Below are 15,062 nucleotides of genomic sequence, written 5' to 3'. Positions count from 1 at the left end.
ATCCCTGAAAAGGTCGATTCAGACCTCTCAGGGATTATTAATGTTCGAAATCTATTCGATCAGCATCTTTCTTCCGGCGGTGTGTCTTTCCAGATCACGGTTTCCCCGTAATTCTTACCCCAATCATACATCAATCGAAGGACGGGAAGCAGACTCTGTCCATATGAAGTCAGAGAATACTCTACTTTTGGAGGAACCTCGGCATACACTTTCCGAAGAACCAACTGATCTTCTTCAAGCTCTCGAAGCTGATTGGTCAACATTTTTTGCGTGATATGAGGAATTAGCTTCTTCAGCTCACTGAACCGCTTTGTCCCTTCAAGCCCAAGATGCCACAGGATTATCAGCTTCCATTTGCCTCCAATCACCGCAAGCGTCAGTTCCTTCTCGCAGTTAATTTCCTTCAAGTTGATGCGATCTTTAATCTCGGTTGCCATAACTAAAGCGCCTCCTCTCTCCTGTTGTCATACTAACACAAAAACGAATAACCTCCTTACTAGGAAGGCATTCGTTTCTGTACTCTCACTCTAAATTAGCATGCTTGCCGAACATCTGCTTAGTCGTCTGCCCCGTCTTCTCCATCATCCGCAGAATCACTGCATCGTAAAAGACTAACATCGTCTGTTCGAATAAAGAAGCCATTGGCTGAATCGTGCTGTAGCCTCCGCTGGTCTGATCTTTTGTAGATCCCGGCAGCTTCACTACATAGCTCGCTAAACGTCCGACGGTCGAGTCCGGCGCAATCGTAACGGCAATAACCTCTGCACCTACTCCTTTGGCCTTCTCTGCCATAGAGATCAGCCCCTTCGTCTCTCCTGAACCCGAACCGAGCACAAGCACATCATCAGGCTCAATACCCGGGGTTACCGTTTCTCCCACGACGTACGCTTCTTTACCGACATGCATGAGTCGCATTGCAAAAGCACGTCCCATCAATCCTGATCTACCAGCCCCGGCCACAAATACCTTATTCGACTGAAGAAGCAGTTCAGCCATTCGTTCAGCCTCTTGATGATCAAGCTGAGAAATGGAGCGCTGAAGCTCCTCTATAATTTGCTGCGCATATTTCAATGTGTCCATTGTAATCTTAAGCCTGGTTAACTAGACGTTTCATCTCTGCCGCTGCGGCCTTTTGATCAGCCTCACCCGTAATGCCTCCGCCAACGATAACAAGATCAGGATTCGCTGCAATAACTTCCGGAAGCGTACTTAGCTTGATACCCCCAGCGATAGCGGTTTTAGCCTGTTTAACCACACTTTTAATTGCATTCAAATCTGCAAAAGAATTTTTCCCTTCCGCCTGATGGTCATATCCAGAGTGTACGCAGACATAGTCTACGCCAAGTGCGTCTACTTCAGCCGCTCTTGACTTAATATCTTTTACATTGATCAGGTCAACCAGAATCTCTCTATTCGTCTTCTTAGCTTCCTCCACCGCACCCCGAATGGTAGCATCATCAGATACACCAAGCACAGTAACGATATCAGCACCAGCTTCTGCCGCCTTCATCACTTCATATCCACCAGCATCCATTATTTTCAAATCAGCCAATACTGTCAAAGCAGGAAAAGCTTCCTTTATTGCTTTCACCGCATGCAAGCCTTCATTAATAACGATAGGTGTTCCAATTTCAACGATATCTATATATTCAGCAACCTCTGAGACAATCTCTTTCGCTCCCGCAATATCCACTAGATCCAATGCTAATTGCAATTTCATATTTATTTGCACTCCTTGTTAATATATTTTAGTAAGTAATGTACAAATTGTAGATCCTTACATCCTTTAAGGGAAGTAGGCACTTTATTGTGATGTAGTTACCTGGAGGATACTAATGTGCTGCTGCCAGCTTTATCTTTGCAGACATTAACAACCTTTTGTCATATTTTTGTAAAAGTACTGCATTTTCATGAAAGCTGTGCTAACATTACAGTTTGTTTATGGAATAACAGCAATTTAATCATGATGTAAGAAGGTGTACAATGAAGCACAATAATCACCAAGAATTTAACCTTGTAAAACTAACTTGGCCGATATTCCTGGAACTGTTCCTATTTATGCTCATGGGCAGTGTGGATACTTTTATGATCAGCTCCGTATCGGACGATGCCGTATCGGGTGTTGGCGCAGCGAATCAGATTATCGCGATGGCTATTTTAGTTCTCAGTGTAATTGGTAACGGCGCAGCGATTGTGGTCTCCCAATACCTCGGTTCCAAAAAACCTCTGGAAGCCGCTCAAGTGACCGGCAATGCCATTACCCTAAACCTGTTAGTAGGAATTCTCCTAAGTACGTTTTTGCTGATATTCGGAGGGACTCTACTAACTGCCCTGAATGTAAAAGGGGATATTCTCGTTTACGCTAAATCCTATATACATATTGTCGGGGGCGGTATTTTTCTCCAAGCATTAATCAATGCTCTGGCGACCACAATCCGTACGCACGGTTTCACTAAACAGACGATGGTCGTATCCTTGCTGATGAACATCATTCACGTGGTGGGTAACTACTTACTCATCTATGGTCATTTTGGACTTCCAGCGTTAGGTGTCGAAGGTGCAGCTATCTCAACGGTTGTCAGTCGGTTTATCTGTCTTATTATTTTCTTCTTATTGCTCTACAGAGTGATGGAGGTACGGGTAAAGTTAACCTACTACATTCATCTTTCCAAAAAATATGTGCAGCAAATTCTCAAAATCGGCATCCCGTCCGCGTTTGAATCGATTATTTATCAATCTTGTCAGCTCGTATTCACGCTGTATATTACCTATCTGGGCGCCGAGGCTATGGCCACTCGTCAATATGCGCTCAACATTTCCAATTATATTTATTTATTCAGTGTAGCCGTCTCTATGGGAACCTCCATTATCGTAGGACATCTGGTGGGAGCTAGACGTCCCAAGGAGGCCTATAAGCGTGTATTCACCAGTGTGAAGTGGGCACTTCTGGTCACAGTAGTAATAGATGTGCTTGTGATCGTCTTCCGGGTACCGCTATTCGGCCTCTTCACAGACAACGAGAACATTATTCTTATGGGGGCTCAGGTTATACTGCTTAGTTTCTTCCTAGAGACCGGGCGTACAACTAATTTGGTCATCATTAACTCACTACGCGCCTCGGGCGATGCGAAGTTCCCAGTATATATGGGACTGATCTCCATGGTCTGTATGAGCTTACCCCTTGGCTATTTTCTGGTATTCCAGCTTAACCTAGGATTAGCCGGTGTGTGGATTGCCACTGCGGCTGATGAGTGGACAAGAGCTGTCATTATGTATTTCCGCTGGAAGAGTCGAGCTTGGGAGAAACATGGACTGATTCAGCACGATGATGTAGAACACAGCGCGCCTTCAACTACCCCTGCAGCTGTAAATTAACGAATTTATTTAGGTGGTTCTCTAAGGTCATACCAGATCTTAAGGGTCCACCTTTTTTGTCGCTTCATGATTACAAAATTTTAGAATGAATGAAGCATTCTACGTTACAATAGATAGAACGTAATTAATCTAAAGGGGAGAACCTCATGTCGGAAGAAACCGGGATCCACGAGTTATTGACGCTCAAGACGATTGCGGAGACCTTAAACAGTTCCAATGAGCTCAAACCGATGCTCGATACAGTTATGGGCAAGCTGTTAGATCTAACAGGAAATACGGCAGGCTGGATCTTCCTGAGCGAAGAGAATATGGAGTATGAATTCGCCGCAGATCGGGGTTTACCGCCAGCGCTGCAGCGGGACAATAAACAGCCGATGCAGTGTGGAAGCTGCTGGTGCTTAGACCGCCTATGGGACGGACGGCTAGAGCATGCTGTTAACATTCTAAACTGCAAGCGGCTGAGTAATGCCAGGCAAAATAACTGGGGCGATACATTAGGGATCACCCACCACGCCACTATCCCACTGCATTCAGGCGATCGCTACCTAGGACTTATGAATGTAGCTGCACCGGGCAAAGCACATTACCCCGACAGTGAGCTGGCTCTGCTACAATCCGTGGCCCTGCAAATTGGCAGTGCCATTGAACGCATGCAGTTATATAGCACCGAGCAGCGCCGTGCCAATCTGTACGCCAAATTAGGGGAGTTCAGCGCTGCTTTGAATATAACGGCTAGTGAATGCATCTCCCCAAGCATTCTGGTGGAGAAAACCACCACCCTGATTGGCCAATATTTCGATTGGCCTTTTGCAGCGATCATTGGACAACACGCGGGCAAATTCGAAGTACATGCAGCCGCTCATGCAGCTAATATAACACCTGAATTAGCTCCTTTTGAGCTCTCGGATTCCTTTAAGAATCGTCTAAGGGATATTGCGAAAGGACAGCGCTTCGCAACATTAACCTCTGACGAAGAACAGGAAATTACGCACTCATGCTGTTCCGAACAGCCTGTTACAGAGCGAGTTGTAATGCTTGCCGTCCCCTTTCGGCAGATTACTGCACATGGTTCAGCCATTCTACTCATCACCTCGCCTAAAGCACTCGCCTCCGCAACCGCAGATGGAGAAGTACTCGAAGCGATTGCCGAGCACATTTCAGCTACACTGGAAAGTATACAGCTCGGAGAGAAGCGCCGCGAAATCGCGCGTCTGGACGAGCGGAATCGACTGGCCCGTGATCTCCACGACTCGGTGAACCAGATTCTATTCTCCCTCTCGATGACGGCCAAAGGTGTGGAAAGCATGCTGCAGCAAGAGCACACCTCCCATCCGGCTGCTGAGGCTGTCCGCGATATTCAAGAGCTCTCTCAATCTGCACTCAAAGAAATGCGTGCTTTAATCATGCAGCTTCGTCCTGCAGGACTGGAAGCCGGGTTATTGACCGCGCTGCAGGCTCATGGTCAGCAACTAGGGCTGTTAATACAGACTCAACGCAGCGGTGTACTCGAACTTCCCCGCAATGTGGAAGAAGGACTGCTGCGCATTGGTCAAGAAGCACTTAATAATGTACGTAAGCACTCCGGAGCTTCTAAAGCTGAAGTATCTCTACATTTAAACGCTACCGAGGTGATACTGAGCATTGCCGATCAGGGCAAGGGCGGTGCCAAACGGCGCTGTAACACAGACACCAATGAATCTCTCGGCCTGCATATTATGAAGGAAAGAGCTGAGGCGCTCTACGGCCATATTCATATTTACAGTGAGGAGCACCAAGGCACAACGATTGAGGTAACCATCCCTTTGCCCCTCCAATCCACATGAAGTCGGGTGATCACAAATGACAATAGGTTTATTACTGGTTGACGATCATGCAATGGTTCGTCGAGGGCTACAAGTGTTTCTCTCGACACAACCGGACATCAAGGTTATCGGAGAAGCATCGAACGGCTGCGAGGCACTAGAGAGAACGGCCGAGCTCCATCCGGATATCATATTAATGGATTTGCACATGCCCGTTATGGATGGCATCGAGACGGCTAAACAGCTGCGGATCTCCCATCCACAGGTCAAAATCATTGTGTTGACCTCCTTTTCAGATCAGGATCATGTACTCCCTGCTATCCGCGTAGGGATCAAAGGATATTTGCTAAAAGACATAGAACCAGAAGCGCTGGTAGTCGCCATCCGCAAGGTACACAGTGGTCAAGTTGAGCTGCATTCCGCAGCTGCCAGTCAACTGATGAATCTAATGGCAGCTTCTACACCAGAACAACTGAATGTTAGCAACTCAGATCTGAATGGATCCAGTACTACATCGGTTACAATCACCGGATCTGAGCTTCTTACTCCACGAGAGCAGGAAGTGTTAGACCTCATTGCACTAGGTATGAGCAACAAAGAGATTGCCAGTAAGCTGGTCATCACCGAGAAGACTGTTAAGACACATGTCAGTCATGTACTGGGAAAGCTGAACTTATCGGATCGGACTCAAGCTGCCATTTTTGCATTGAAAAGCGGCTACAACTCATAGCGCCACAGCTCATCTACAACTATAGTCTTAGACGCTCAGCACAATGGCTGAGCGTTTTTATTATGCAGGTTCATTCCATGTGCTGACGTCAACAAATGTCGATTCAGCTATCATTGGTTTATAGCAATCGACCTTATAGGAGTGGATACAGATGAAAGTCATGATCCTGACAGGCAGCAATCGAAAAGAAGCGACCAGCACAAAGATGGCAGAGCATGCCGCACATTTTATTAATCAGCAAGGCGAACAAGTCACCCTGTTTAATCTCCATAAACGCCCACTGCCCTTTTATTCACCAGATGAGTCTTACGCGGAGCATGAGCATCTAAGCGCCCTCCATCAAGAGATGCTAACTGCGAACGCAATCATCCTGATTACCCCGGAATACCACGGTTCCATGAGCGGCGTGATGAAAAATGCTCTCGACCATCTAGGCCAGACGCACTTCAACGGCAAAGTGGTATTGTCTGCTAGCTCTGCAGGTGGAGCTGTAGGTGTAAGCTCATTGCTTCAATTGCAGGCGGTTGTACGCAATCTACATGGGATTAATACGCCAGACTGGATCTCCATCGGCGGGATGCAGCGCAAGCGGTTCGAGATTGAATACGACGGGTACGAGGGCGGTCAAGAAATTGAAGATCGCATTCGCCTAGTCTTAGAATCATTCCTAAATTTAGCCCGCAAAATCAATAGCCCGGCAGGTGCCGCCCTATGATCAAAGGACTGTTTGAAACCCATCTGAACGTGACTAACCTTGAACAATCTGCTCATTTCTATGAACATGTTCTGGGACTACCCTTAGCACATTCGGAGAATACTGAAGGCCGCAAGCGGCGCTTTTACTGGATTGGAGAAGAACGTAATCAGGCCATGCTGGGGATTTGGGAGAAGGCACCTTCCGAGGTTGTGCGTCAGCACTTTGCTTTCCAAGTAACGCTTGAGGATTTGAAGCAGTCAGTATCCTACCTGAAGGCCAAGGGGATTGAAGCCTCCAACTTCCTCGATGATGATAAGGGACAATTGTATGTATTTGGCTGGATGCCAGCCGTATCCGTGTATTTCAGTGATCCAGATGGTCATTCCTTAGAGTTCCTAGCTGTACTGTCTGATTCACCCAGACCTGAGCTAGGAATGGTACCCTGGAAAGAATGGGAACTAATACATGGAAGAACCTGGTAGTTATTGATAAAATTCAGGCTAAGCCTGCACGAGGAGACGAGAATATGATAAAAGGACTATACGAAGCACATTTACCAGTAAGCAATCTTGAGGTATCTATCGAATTTTATGAGAAATTGGGATTAAAAATGGCCTGGCGGGATGAGGAAACTGCATTCTTCTGGATTGAGGAAGGTCGGAGTTGGATCGGCATTTGGGAAGGAAAGGAAGTAGAAACGCCATACCACCCATCTTTACGGCATATTGCCTTCCGCGTAACTTATGAGGATCTAAAGCAATCACTGCAATGGCTGGAATCCATTGGGGTAGACGCTGTTCCGTTCCGTAATCGAACTTCCGTTGAGCCTTTTATTCGAGCTTATCAAGGGAACGCTTCTGTGTACTTCAACGACCCGGACGGCAACAGCCTGGAATTGATGTGCCATGTAGAGGTTCCTGAACATTTGAAGCATCTCTCAGAGAACATCATCTTAACCGAGTGGGAGAAATTGCTCGAACAGAAATAAAATACTCCAACAAAAAAACAGCTGCCCACCATCAAGGGTCCAGCTGTTTGAGTATGTTAGCTGCTTCTATTTAACCATCTCTAGCATGGTTTTAGTAAAGGCTGTTACTTAATCGTGATGCCTTTCTTCATAGCCTTCATATCTGAATTCGTGTTCACAAGCATTGGCAGTATCTTCATACTTCTCGTCATGGGAGAGTTACATTGCCAGCAGGTAGGTACGTACTGAAATGCAAAGTTATCGCGCATCCAACCGGTGCAACCTTCCTTGGTACAAGACCAAATGGCTGTGTCTTCCTGCGGAAGATCCTCCAGTGCTTTTTTACGAAAATACATAAGTACCCCTCCTTGGATCGAATCGAGACGATTTCGCCACCCTATTAGGGGCAGATTCATAAGATGAAAAATAAAAAAGCTGCCCTCAACTTGTGTTAAGGGCAGCCTAATTTTCGAATTACAGTTTTACAACGTTTTCGGCTTGTGGTCCACGAGCGCCTTGAGTTACGTTGAACTCAACGCGTTGGCCTTCGTCCAAAGATTTAAATCCGTCGCCTGTGATTGCGGAGAAGTGTACGAATACGTCGCTTCCACCTTCAACCTCGATAAAACCAAATCCTTTGTCTGCATTAAACCATTTAACTGTACCTGTTTGCATGATATTACCTCCAATATTTTATTTAACACATGTCCTTTTATTCCTACGTAGTGTACGAACAAATAAAAATTCACACATTGGAAAAGGACTCATACGCACAAATGATAACCTTTTACAATATGTGAATTAAGGGTTAAATTTATGATTAACTTCATTGTACCACACTAAATCATTGAATGCAATGTAAATACCTACTTTTTTCATTCCGGCTCAATATCCTCTATATTAAAGGCTTTAGAGCCGGAAATGTGCAAGGGTTAATCGATGTATCCTGCCAACCCTTTATCCATTAAGTAATCCATCTCCGCATCAAGAATCGTCTCCACTGTGATTTCATCCAGCTTCACATCACGCTGGGCAACAACATAGTCAACCAGATCATCATTGTCGATGTCTACCTCGCCTTTGGCATTGGCCTTGGCGTTATTGATAAAGGTCTGTTCATGCTTCAATACTAAACGAATTAATTTAGGATCTACTTTGGTTTTGACAGATAATACGGTTACTAATTCCTGCTCGTTTAATTTGTCACTCATTTTTAATATTTCATCTCCCTACAATTATTACAAATCCATTGTAGCATATTTCGCGCTTTAACGCGTCATTACGCGAAGTATACCGCGGTTTGTTCACACTTTTCTTGCTATCACAGGCTCTACAACATTCCACTTCAGGTAAGTTATTTAATAAAAACAGTTGTGAGGAACATTGACTTGTGCCAAAATATAAAAAAAGTGTTGGACCAAATTGAATACTAGAAAAGGCGGTTGAATTCATGAGCTCTGTATCTTCCCAGCAATTAGACACAAACAGCAACAAGGCACATCGTTATATCGAAGACGTATACGCACAGGTTGTTGCGCGTAATCCTTTCGAGCCCGAATTCCATCAGGCTGTAAAGGAAATCCTTGAATCTTTGCTTCCAATCCTGGCTGCTGAACCTAAGTATCAGGAAAATGCCATTCTGGAAAGATTGGTTGAGCCAGAACGTTTGATTATGTTCCGTGTTCCTTGGACAGATGATCAAGGCAAGGTCAGAGTTAACCGTGGATATCGTGTACAGTTCAGCAGTGCCATTGGACCTTACAAAGGTGGACTTCGCTTTCACCCTTCCGTTAATGCTAGTATTATCAAATTCCTCGGCTTCGAGCAAATCTTCAAAAACGCTCTTACCGGCCAACACATCGGCGGAGGTAAAGGCGGATCCGACTTTGATCCTAAAGGAAAATCCGAAGGCGAAATCATGCGTTTTGCACAAAGCTTCATGACTGAATTGCAAAATTACATCGGTCCTGACCAAGACGTTCCTGCAGGAGATATCGGTGTAGGTGGTCGTGAGATTGGTTACATGTACGGACAATACAAGCGGATCCGCGGAGGATATCCGGCTGGCGTATTGACTGGTAAAGGTATTGGTTACGGCGGAAGTCAGGCTCGGACAGAAGCTACTGGTTACGGTACAGTTTATTTCGTAAACGAGATGCTGAAAGCAAAAGGCCTTTCCTTTGAAGGAAGTCGCGTTGTTGTTTCCGGTTCTGGTAACGTAGCGATCTATGCGATTGAAAAAGCTGTACAGCTAGGTGCAACAGTCGTAGCTTGTAGTGACTCCGCTGGATATATCTATGACGAAAACGGCATTAACCTCGAAACTGTCCGCCGCCTGAAAGAAGTCGAAAGAAAACGGATAAGTGAATATGTGAATGAACACCCTAACGCTGTGTATACCGAAGATTCCACGCAAATTTGGACTATTCCTTGTGATATCGCCCTTCCGAGTGCTACTCAGAATGAGATTGATGAAGCCATGGCATTGAAACTGATTGAGAATGGTGTTAAAGCAGTAGGCGAAGGTGCTAACATGCCATCCACCCTTGAAGCTATTCACCAGTTCCAACAAGCTGGCGTGCTATTCGCACCTGCCAAAGCTGCTAATGCTGGCGGCGTAGCTGTATCTGCGCTTGAAATGGCCCAAAACAGCATGCGTATGTCCTGGAGCTTTGAAGAAGTTGATACGAAACTGCATGAGATCATGGTTTCCATCTATCAACAGTCTGTAGATGCATCCGAGCAGTATGGACAGTCCGGTAACCTCGTTGCAGGAGCGAACATCGCTGGATTCAAGAAAGTAGCCGATGCTATGTTGGCTGAAGGCGTAATTTAATCAATAACAAACAAACGGCGTTGTGATCATACGAAGTCCCCGTAACCGGTGAGTAAGAAGCCGGGGACGGGGACTTTTTAAGTCAACTATGAGTTCCAACCTGGGATTTGCCGCAAACCACCATCCCATATAGAATACGTACTCTTCACAACCATATCGGACGGTGAAGAAGCCGTGTGAATGTAACAGGAATCAATCCCTGCCTTCAGAGCCCCCTCAATATCCGTACGAGGATCATTTCCAATCATAATGGCTGAGCTCAAATCCGCTCCGTACCTTTCAACTAAATAGCGATAAAATAGCGGATCAGGCTTGCTCACCCCTGCTTCCGAAGAGATCGCAATGCCATCAAATAGATGTATGATTCCGAGCATAGTTAACTCTGCCTCAATAAATGTCTTCTGCCCGTTGGAGAGCAAGAATACTTTTTTGCCACGTTCTCTTAACGTTTGTAGAATTTCAGTCACACCCTCATATAGAGAGATATGAAGCATCGATAACGTCCGTAGCCACCTCACGGTTTCATATAACCACGCTTGATCCGGTTCTCCACCTAATTGACGGGCCACAGACCGAAACACTTCCTCCATTACGAAATCCGGATACTCGCAGCTCCGTGCGGCTTCACCAAGTTGAAGATCCCGCTCCCGCAAAAACCGTTCTTGCAGTTCACCACCTGATATAGAGAGTCCCTGATATCCGAAATGGAGAGCCAACCTTTCCCATACCTCAGATTGCTCCTCATCGGTCTCAATATCAATCAGTGTACCGTACAGATCGAAAATATAAGTCTGATACATCCCTGTCTTCCTTCCCATGATTCACATTGTAAATTACCCCTTAGTCACATTCTCCGTCGCTGCCTGCCCCTCCTCCATTTTGTTTGACACCTTTTGATAGAGATAGGAGATCCCGAGCAGGCAAATCCCAAAGCTGGCATAAGCGATAATTTTACTTCCGGTATTCAGTAGTCCCAGATCGTATAGCAGCAGCTTGCCTGTCGCCAGAAGCGTTAATCCAAGGCCGAAGCGCCGGATATACACATATCTTTTGCGGAAGCCGTACATGATGAACAGAACTGCTATCAACAGATACACAAGACTAAATATTAATCCCGCATCGCTTAATTGCAGCTGTACCCCTAGAAAAGCGGTGATGATTCCGAGTAGATACACTCCCATGAAGACAGGATAGATTTCCATACTTTTATACTCACGTTTAAGCAAGGTGATCAGCAGATCACGTCCACTAAACCACACGAAGATATTGAAGATGATAAGTACACTCAGCGCGATATAATCAGCACCAGTATTACGTGAAAGATCATTCTGCAGGCTTGGCAAGCCTACTGTAATCACCAAACAAATAGCGTAGCCGATCCCAAAGAGAAGTCTCACAAAATACTTAACAATCGTGTCATAAAGCACCTTCACCTTTGGCAATACATAGGCCAGAACAATAGTTAACAGAGCGGACAGCAGCAAATTATAGAAGGTTCTATGCGAGAAATCCTCCGGTACAGCCAGACGATACAGTCTTCTCGATTCATACAAACCATAGATCCAGAAATTCAATAATGCCGCGTATTTAAACCACAGGGCTAAGGTGATTTCGTAAGGCTCACTGCGCTGTAGGACATCCTTTCGATTATGCTGAACGGCGTACCATACGGCAATGATCAGCATGCCTGCAGTAATGAAGACATATTTTAGCGGAAAATAGACGTCTGCGGAATTCAACCATTCATTGGCTATACTGAGCTGCATTGGTACATTTAATCCGAAGAACACCGCAAGGCAAAGCGTTAAAATACCCCAGCCTGCCCTTTCCATCCCTTTAAACCGATTCAGATTACCAAACAAGGTAAGCACAACGCCTTCAACCAACCAGCCAATGGACCACCAAGCCGCTCCGAATTGGAACGGAATCATCAGAATACCAAAGGTCAGCGAAGTAGCGTAGAACAGCAACATGCTTTCTTTTTCTTGTGGCATCAGCTTTTCAAGCCCTCGTCCAAGCCCTAGATACAGCAGACAGAAGAGCAGCGCCAGCGCACCATTGTAATCCTTGAGCCCTGCATCCAGAAATAGAAGATACAAGGTAAGACAGCTAATAAACGTGTTGCATCCCAGTAGAGAGAAATCCCACCAAGACAACTTGGAGCGATACTTGAACGGGTACCATAACGTAATGCCCAAGTACATCGCAAAAGTCAGCATCGCATAAATCATATTCATTCCGTTGCTATCCGATAACGCTATTAATATCAGCATGGAGGGTGTATTAAATAAGTAGCTGATGTAATTGACCACGTTCCAGCGTTTGCGGAAGGAGATCAGTAGAATGAATAAATTCAGAAGAAACAAGTAGCCCATTGCCACATAAACTGCGTTGCCTGAAAGTCCGAAAGCCCCAAGATAAGAATATAGTGGCAGGTACCCTCCGATTAAGCCCAAAGCACAAATACTTCGTGATTCATACCTTAAAGACAGGAGTACCGCAGTCAAAGTGACGAGCACGGATAAGGACAGCCCTACATAAATACTGATAATATCCAGTAAAAAATAGCTATAGAAAATAGAGCCGTACAGCACTGAAATCCCGCCGCCAAGTAGCCCTAAAGCGAACGTCCCTTTTCCTTTGCGGTATAGCCACTCCCCGCCCCCTAACATCAGTAAACCCAGTAGGAAAAAGGCGCCTCCCTTCATATAACCGGTGAACCAATTGGAATAGGAGTATCTGAATGCTGCTCCCACGGCCAAGATCAGCAACAAGATCCCAAGCTTGTTAATCCAGCCTAGTCCAATTTTCATTTCGATCTGATTTTGTTTTCTTCGACGTTCCAATACTTCTTCACTGATCTCTTCTGAGGCAAAATCATGTAATCCGTTATCCATTCTGGAGTTCAGAGCAATTTCGGATTCCCTCAGTCTTTGTCGCTGCGCTAGTACACGCTCATTTAACTCCGCCGACAACGCTCCAAGTCGACTGGATAACTCCGCTTTATCCTCACCGAGCTGCCTCGCGGCTGTTTGGTACAGCTGCTGAATATGACGCTTTGTGTCCATCTCAAAAGCCGTCAGCCGGTCCGTATGGGCAAGGCTTTTAGAGGCAAAATAAGTCTGCAGCTTCTGTCTGGACAGACTAAGAATGCCAAGCTTCTCATCTAAAATTTGTTCCGTTAGCGTAACTTTTAGCTCTGTATTCTCTTCTTGAAGCTTCCCTACCTGAGTCTTTAACTCCACTAAAGCAAGCTTATGTTTCTCATATTGCTTCTTTAAGTGTTCATTCTCGTTGACCAGATCGTGACTTTCATATTCCGCGATCAGAGCTTCATATTCCTTAATAAGCCCGTCCTGCTGGACCTTCATGAATCTAAGTCGATCTTTGAATGACTCCATAGCGCCTCCTAATGTGAGCGATTGTTAATATTTCCATTTTACTACAAACGGAAGGAACTCTTACTCTTTTTTATGCAAAAAACTGCAACATATTTGAGGGATGTCCCGTCTAGATAATAACAACACTAACAAATGAAATTAAAAAGGAGCTCACAACTATGAACAACATTTTAAAAACAAGTACAGTTCTTTTAACTTTGTCCCTAGCACTTTCAACAGGAGCAGCCTATGCCGCACCAACAACAACTTCTGCCAAAAATGATGCTGCTCAAACTACCGTTAGCGCTAACCAAAAAACATTTGCGATTGAAATCAACGGTTCCGCTCTGAAAGAAACAGGCTTCCAAACTACAAATGGCAAAGAGCCTATGGTGCCACTTCGTTCGGTTACTGAAGCACTTGGCTTTGAATTGACTTGGAATGGACAAACTAAATCCGTTGATCTTATCAATGGTGCTGTGTTCACTACAGTGAAAGCCGGAGAAGATCGCTATAGCATTAATAAAATGAATACTACGCTTGGAACTGCACCACAATTGGTTGACTCCATTTTGTACGTTCCAGCTTCCTTTGTAAGTGAAATCATCCACCACAACATGACAGTGAAGGGAGATTCCATCGTGATCACTGCTGCTAATCAGGAAGAGCATATGACCAAGACTGGCGTGATTACAGCTGTCAATAATGAGGGCAAATACCAATCCGTTCAGATCCAGGGTGTAGGCACAGATGGCATCGTACTGAATGTAGGTGAAGATACGACTATCGAAATGGCAGACGGTACTAAGCTTGCTCTAAAAGATCTTCATATCGGTATGACCGTAAAAGCAGAGCATTCCATGATCATGACCATGAGCCTGCCACCGCAAACTCCAACTTACAAGATCACTGTTCTAGATGAGCAGAAACAAAATGATCTTTTGGGTACTGCAGGTACCATTGAAGAAGTTCAAAAAGACGATGAAGGAAACATCAGCATCACCGTTAAAGGCAGTGGCCTGAACGAACAGTCACAACAAGAAGTAGTACTTCGCATTAGCAAAGATACCGCGCTAATTAATACCGATGGCAAAGCTGTAAACAGCAGCGAGCTTGTAAAAGGCGCAAAAGTTATAGGATTCTACAGCCCTATGCTGACTAAGAGCCTGCCACCAATCGGCACAGCTGCTAAAGTCGTAGTAGATTCCGCTCAACAATAAGAAGCATAACGTTATTAATAGACATATCGCACAAACTAAACAAGCGCGCGCCAAT

16 protein-coding genes are annotated in these 15,062 nt (G+C 45.2%); 8 read left to right on the top strand and 8 right to left on the bottom strand.

Translation table 11 applies throughout. The annotated features are described in order from the left end of the window. Positions 1–59: 59 nt before the first annotated feature. From MKX35_RS04595 to hxlA, 3 genes are all read right to left on the bottom strand, one after another. Positions 60–437 (bottom strand): winged helix-turn-helix transcriptional regulator, encoded by a 378-nt coding sequence (locus MKX35_RS04595; protein WP_076297986.1) that lies wholly within the window; start codon positions 435–437, stop codon positions 60–62. 85 nt (positions 438–522) lie between these two features. Beyond that, positions 523–1,080, bottom strand: a complete 558-nt coding sequence (gene hxlB, locus MKX35_RS04590; protein ID WP_076297987.1) for a 6-phospho-3-hexuloisomerase — start codon at positions 1,078–1,080, stop codon at positions 523–525. Between the two features lie 7 nt (positions 1,081–1,087). Beyond that, positions 1,088–1,720 (bottom strand): 3-hexulose-6-phosphate synthase, encoded by a 633-nt coding sequence (gene hxlA, locus MKX35_RS04585; protein ID WP_076284916.1) that lies wholly within the window; start codon positions 1,718–1,720, stop codon positions 1,088–1,090. 263 nt (positions 1,721–1,983) lie between these two features. Between hxlA and MKX35_RS04580 the strand changes: the two genes are divergently transcribed. The 6 genes from MKX35_RS04580 (at position 1,984) to MKX35_RS04555 (ending at position 7,592) form a co-directional block, all read left to right on the top strand. Next, positions 1,984–3,375: an MATE family efflux transporter gene (locus tag MKX35_RS04580; RefSeq protein WP_076284917.1), complete on the top strand. Its 1,392-nt coding sequence runs from the start codon at positions 1,984–1,986 to the stop codon at positions 3,373–3,375. Between the two features lie 146 nt (positions 3,376–3,521). After that, positions 3,522–5,198, top strand: coding sequence for a GAF domain-containing sensor histidine kinase (locus tag MKX35_RS04575; protein WP_076297988.1), 1,677 nt, complete (start codon positions 3,522–3,524; stop codon positions 5,196–5,198). A gap of 16 nt (positions 5,199–5,214) precedes the next feature. After that, positions 5,215–5,907 carry a response regulator gene (locus MKX35_RS04570; RefSeq protein WP_076297989.1) on the top strand — a complete coding sequence of 231 codons (693 nt, stop codon included), beginning with the start codon at positions 5,215–5,217 and terminating at the stop codon, positions 5,905–5,907. A 151-nt stretch (positions 5,908–6,058) separates the two neighbouring features. Further along, positions 6,059–6,622 (top strand): NADPH-dependent FMN reductase, encoded by a 564-nt coding sequence (locus MKX35_RS04565; protein ID WP_076297990.1) that lies wholly within the window; start codon positions 6,059–6,061, stop codon positions 6,620–6,622. Beyond that, positions 6,619–7,086: a VOC family protein gene (locus MKX35_RS04560; RefSeq protein ID WP_076297991.1), complete on the top strand. Its 468-nt coding sequence runs from the start codon at positions 6,619–6,621 to the stop codon at positions 7,084–7,086. Before MKX35_RS04565 ends, MKX35_RS04560 begins: the two co-directional genes overlap by 4 nt. 44 nt (positions 7,087–7,130) lie before the next feature. Continuing rightward, entirely contained in the window at positions 7,131–7,592 is a 462-nt protein-coding gene (locus MKX35_RS04555; protein WP_076297992.1) for a VOC family protein, read from the top strand. A gap of 104 nt (positions 7,593–7,696) precedes the next feature. Here MKX35_RS04555 and MKX35_RS04550 read toward each other — a convergent pair whose 3' ends face one another. The 3 genes from MKX35_RS04550 to MKX35_RS04540 all read right to left on the bottom strand — a co-directional run bounded on the left by MKX35_RS04550 (position 7,697) and on the right by MKX35_RS04540 (position 8,782). Next, a complete protein-coding gene (locus MKX35_RS04550) occupies positions 7,697–7,927 on the bottom strand; it encodes a cold-shock protein (RefSeq protein WP_042131520.1) in 231 nt (76 codons plus the stop codon). 118 nt (positions 7,928–8,045) lie between these two features. Then, the gene (locus MKX35_RS04545) at positions 8,046–8,246 is read right to left on the bottom strand and encodes a cold-shock protein (RefSeq protein WP_019914790.1); all 201 of its coding nucleotides are present in this window, start codon (positions 8,244–8,246) and stop codon (positions 8,046–8,048) included. Between the two features lie 257 nt (positions 8,247–8,503). Next, entirely contained in the window at positions 8,504–8,782 is a 279-nt protein-coding gene (locus tag MKX35_RS04540; protein ID WP_076297993.1) for a hypothetical protein, read from the bottom strand. Between the two features lie 239 nt (positions 8,783–9,021). On the opposite strand from MKX35_RS04540, the gene gdhA reads away from it, so the two are divergent. Further along, the gene (gene gdhA / locus MKX35_RS04535; protein ID WP_042192743.1) at positions 9,022–10,407 is read left to right on the top strand and encodes an NADP-specific glutamate dehydrogenase; all 1,386 of its coding nucleotides are present in this window, start codon (positions 9,022–9,024) and stop codon (positions 10,405–10,407) included. 86 nt (positions 10,408–10,493) lie between these two features. Here the strand turns inward: gdhA and MKX35_RS04530 are convergent, their stop codons facing one another. Both MKX35_RS04530 and MKX35_RS04525 read right to left on the bottom strand, forming a co-directional pair. After that, positions 10,494–11,225 carry an HAD family hydrolase gene (locus MKX35_RS04530; RefSeq protein ID WP_341043845.1) on the bottom strand — a complete coding sequence of 244 codons (732 nt, stop codon included), beginning with the start codon at positions 11,223–11,225 and terminating at the stop codon, positions 10,494–10,496. A gap of 15 nt (positions 11,226–11,240) precedes the next feature. Then, positions 11,241–13,808, bottom strand: coding sequence for a DUF2339 domain-containing protein (locus MKX35_RS04525; RefSeq protein ID WP_076297994.1), 2,568 nt, complete (start codon positions 13,806–13,808; stop codon positions 11,241–11,243). A gap of 158 nt (positions 13,809–13,966) precedes the next feature. Between MKX35_RS04525 and MKX35_RS04520 the strand changes: the two genes are divergently transcribed. Continuing rightward, positions 13,967–15,007 carry a copper amine oxidase N-terminal domain-containing protein gene (locus MKX35_RS04520; protein WP_076297995.1) on the top strand — a complete coding sequence of 347 codons (1,041 nt, stop codon included), beginning with the start codon at positions 13,967–13,969 and terminating at the stop codon, positions 15,005–15,007. The last annotated feature ends 55 nt before the right edge of the window (positions 15,008–15,062 follow it).

The sequence above is a fragment of the Paenibacillus sp. FSL R5-0923 genome (genome assembly GCF_038009145.1).
In the GTDB taxonomy this organism is placed as follows: domain Bacteria; phylum Bacillota; class Bacilli; order Paenibacillales; family Paenibacillaceae; genus Paenibacillus_AQ.
This window is presented reverse-complemented; position numbering and strand designations above follow the sequence as displayed.

Coding starts and splice junctions, on each gene's coding strand:
- MKX35_RS04575 (WP_076297988.1), top strand. CDS start 3,522: ATGTCGGAAGAAACCGGGATCCACGAGTTATTGACGCTCAAGACGATT.
- MKX35_RS04580 (WP_076284917.1), top strand. CDS start 1,984: ATGAAGCACAATAATCACCAAGAATTTAACCTTGTAAAACTAACTTGG.
- MKX35_RS04545 (WP_019914790.1), bottom strand. CDS start 8,246: ATGCAAACAGGTACAGTTAAATGGTTTAATGCAGACAAAGGATTTGGT.
- MKX35_RS04550 (WP_042131520.1), bottom strand. CDS start 7,927: ATGTATTTTCGTAAAAAAGCACTGGAGGATCTTCCGCAGGAAGACACA.
- MKX35_RS04530 (WP_341043845.1), bottom strand. CDS start 11,225: ATGGGAAGGAAGACAGGGATGTATCAGACTTATATTTTCGATCTGTAC.
- gdhA (WP_042192743.1), top strand. CDS start 9,022: ATGAGCTCTGTATCTTCCCAGCAATTAGACACAAACAGCAACAAGGCA.
- hxlB (WP_076297987.1), bottom strand. CDS start 1,080: ATGGACACATTGAAATATGCGCAGCAAATTATAGAGGAGCTTCAGCGC.
- MKX35_RS04520 (WP_076297995.1), top strand. CDS start 13,967: ATGAACAACATTTTAAAAACAAGTACAGTTCTTTTAACTTTGTCCCTA.
- MKX35_RS04565 (WP_076297990.1), top strand. CDS start 6,059: ATGAAAGTCATGATCCTGACAGGCAGCAATCGAAAAGAAGCGACCAGC.
- MKX35_RS04560 (WP_076297991.1), top strand. CDS start 6,619: ATGATCAAAGGACTGTTTGAAACCCATCTGAACGTGACTAACCTTGAA.
- MKX35_RS04595 (WP_076297986.1), bottom strand. CDS start 437: ATGGCAACCGAGATTAAAGATCGCATCAACTTGAAGGAAATTAACTGC.
- MKX35_RS04540 (WP_076297993.1), bottom strand. CDS start 8,782: ATGAGTGACAAATTAAACGAGCAGGAATTAGTAACCGTATTATCTGTC.
- MKX35_RS04570 (WP_076297989.1), top strand. CDS start 5,215: ATGACAATAGGTTTATTACTGGTTGACGATCATGCAATGGTTCGTCGA.
- MKX35_RS04555 (WP_076297992.1), top strand. CDS start 7,131: ATGATAAAAGGACTATACGAAGCACATTTACCAGTAAGCAATCTTGAG.
- MKX35_RS04525 (WP_076297994.1), bottom strand. CDS start 13,808: ATGGAGTCATTCAAAGATCGACTTAGATTCATGAAGGTCCAGCAGGAC.
- hxlA (WP_076284916.1), bottom strand. CDS start 1,720: ATGAAATTGCAATTAGCATTGGATCTAGTGGATATTGCGGGAGCGAAA.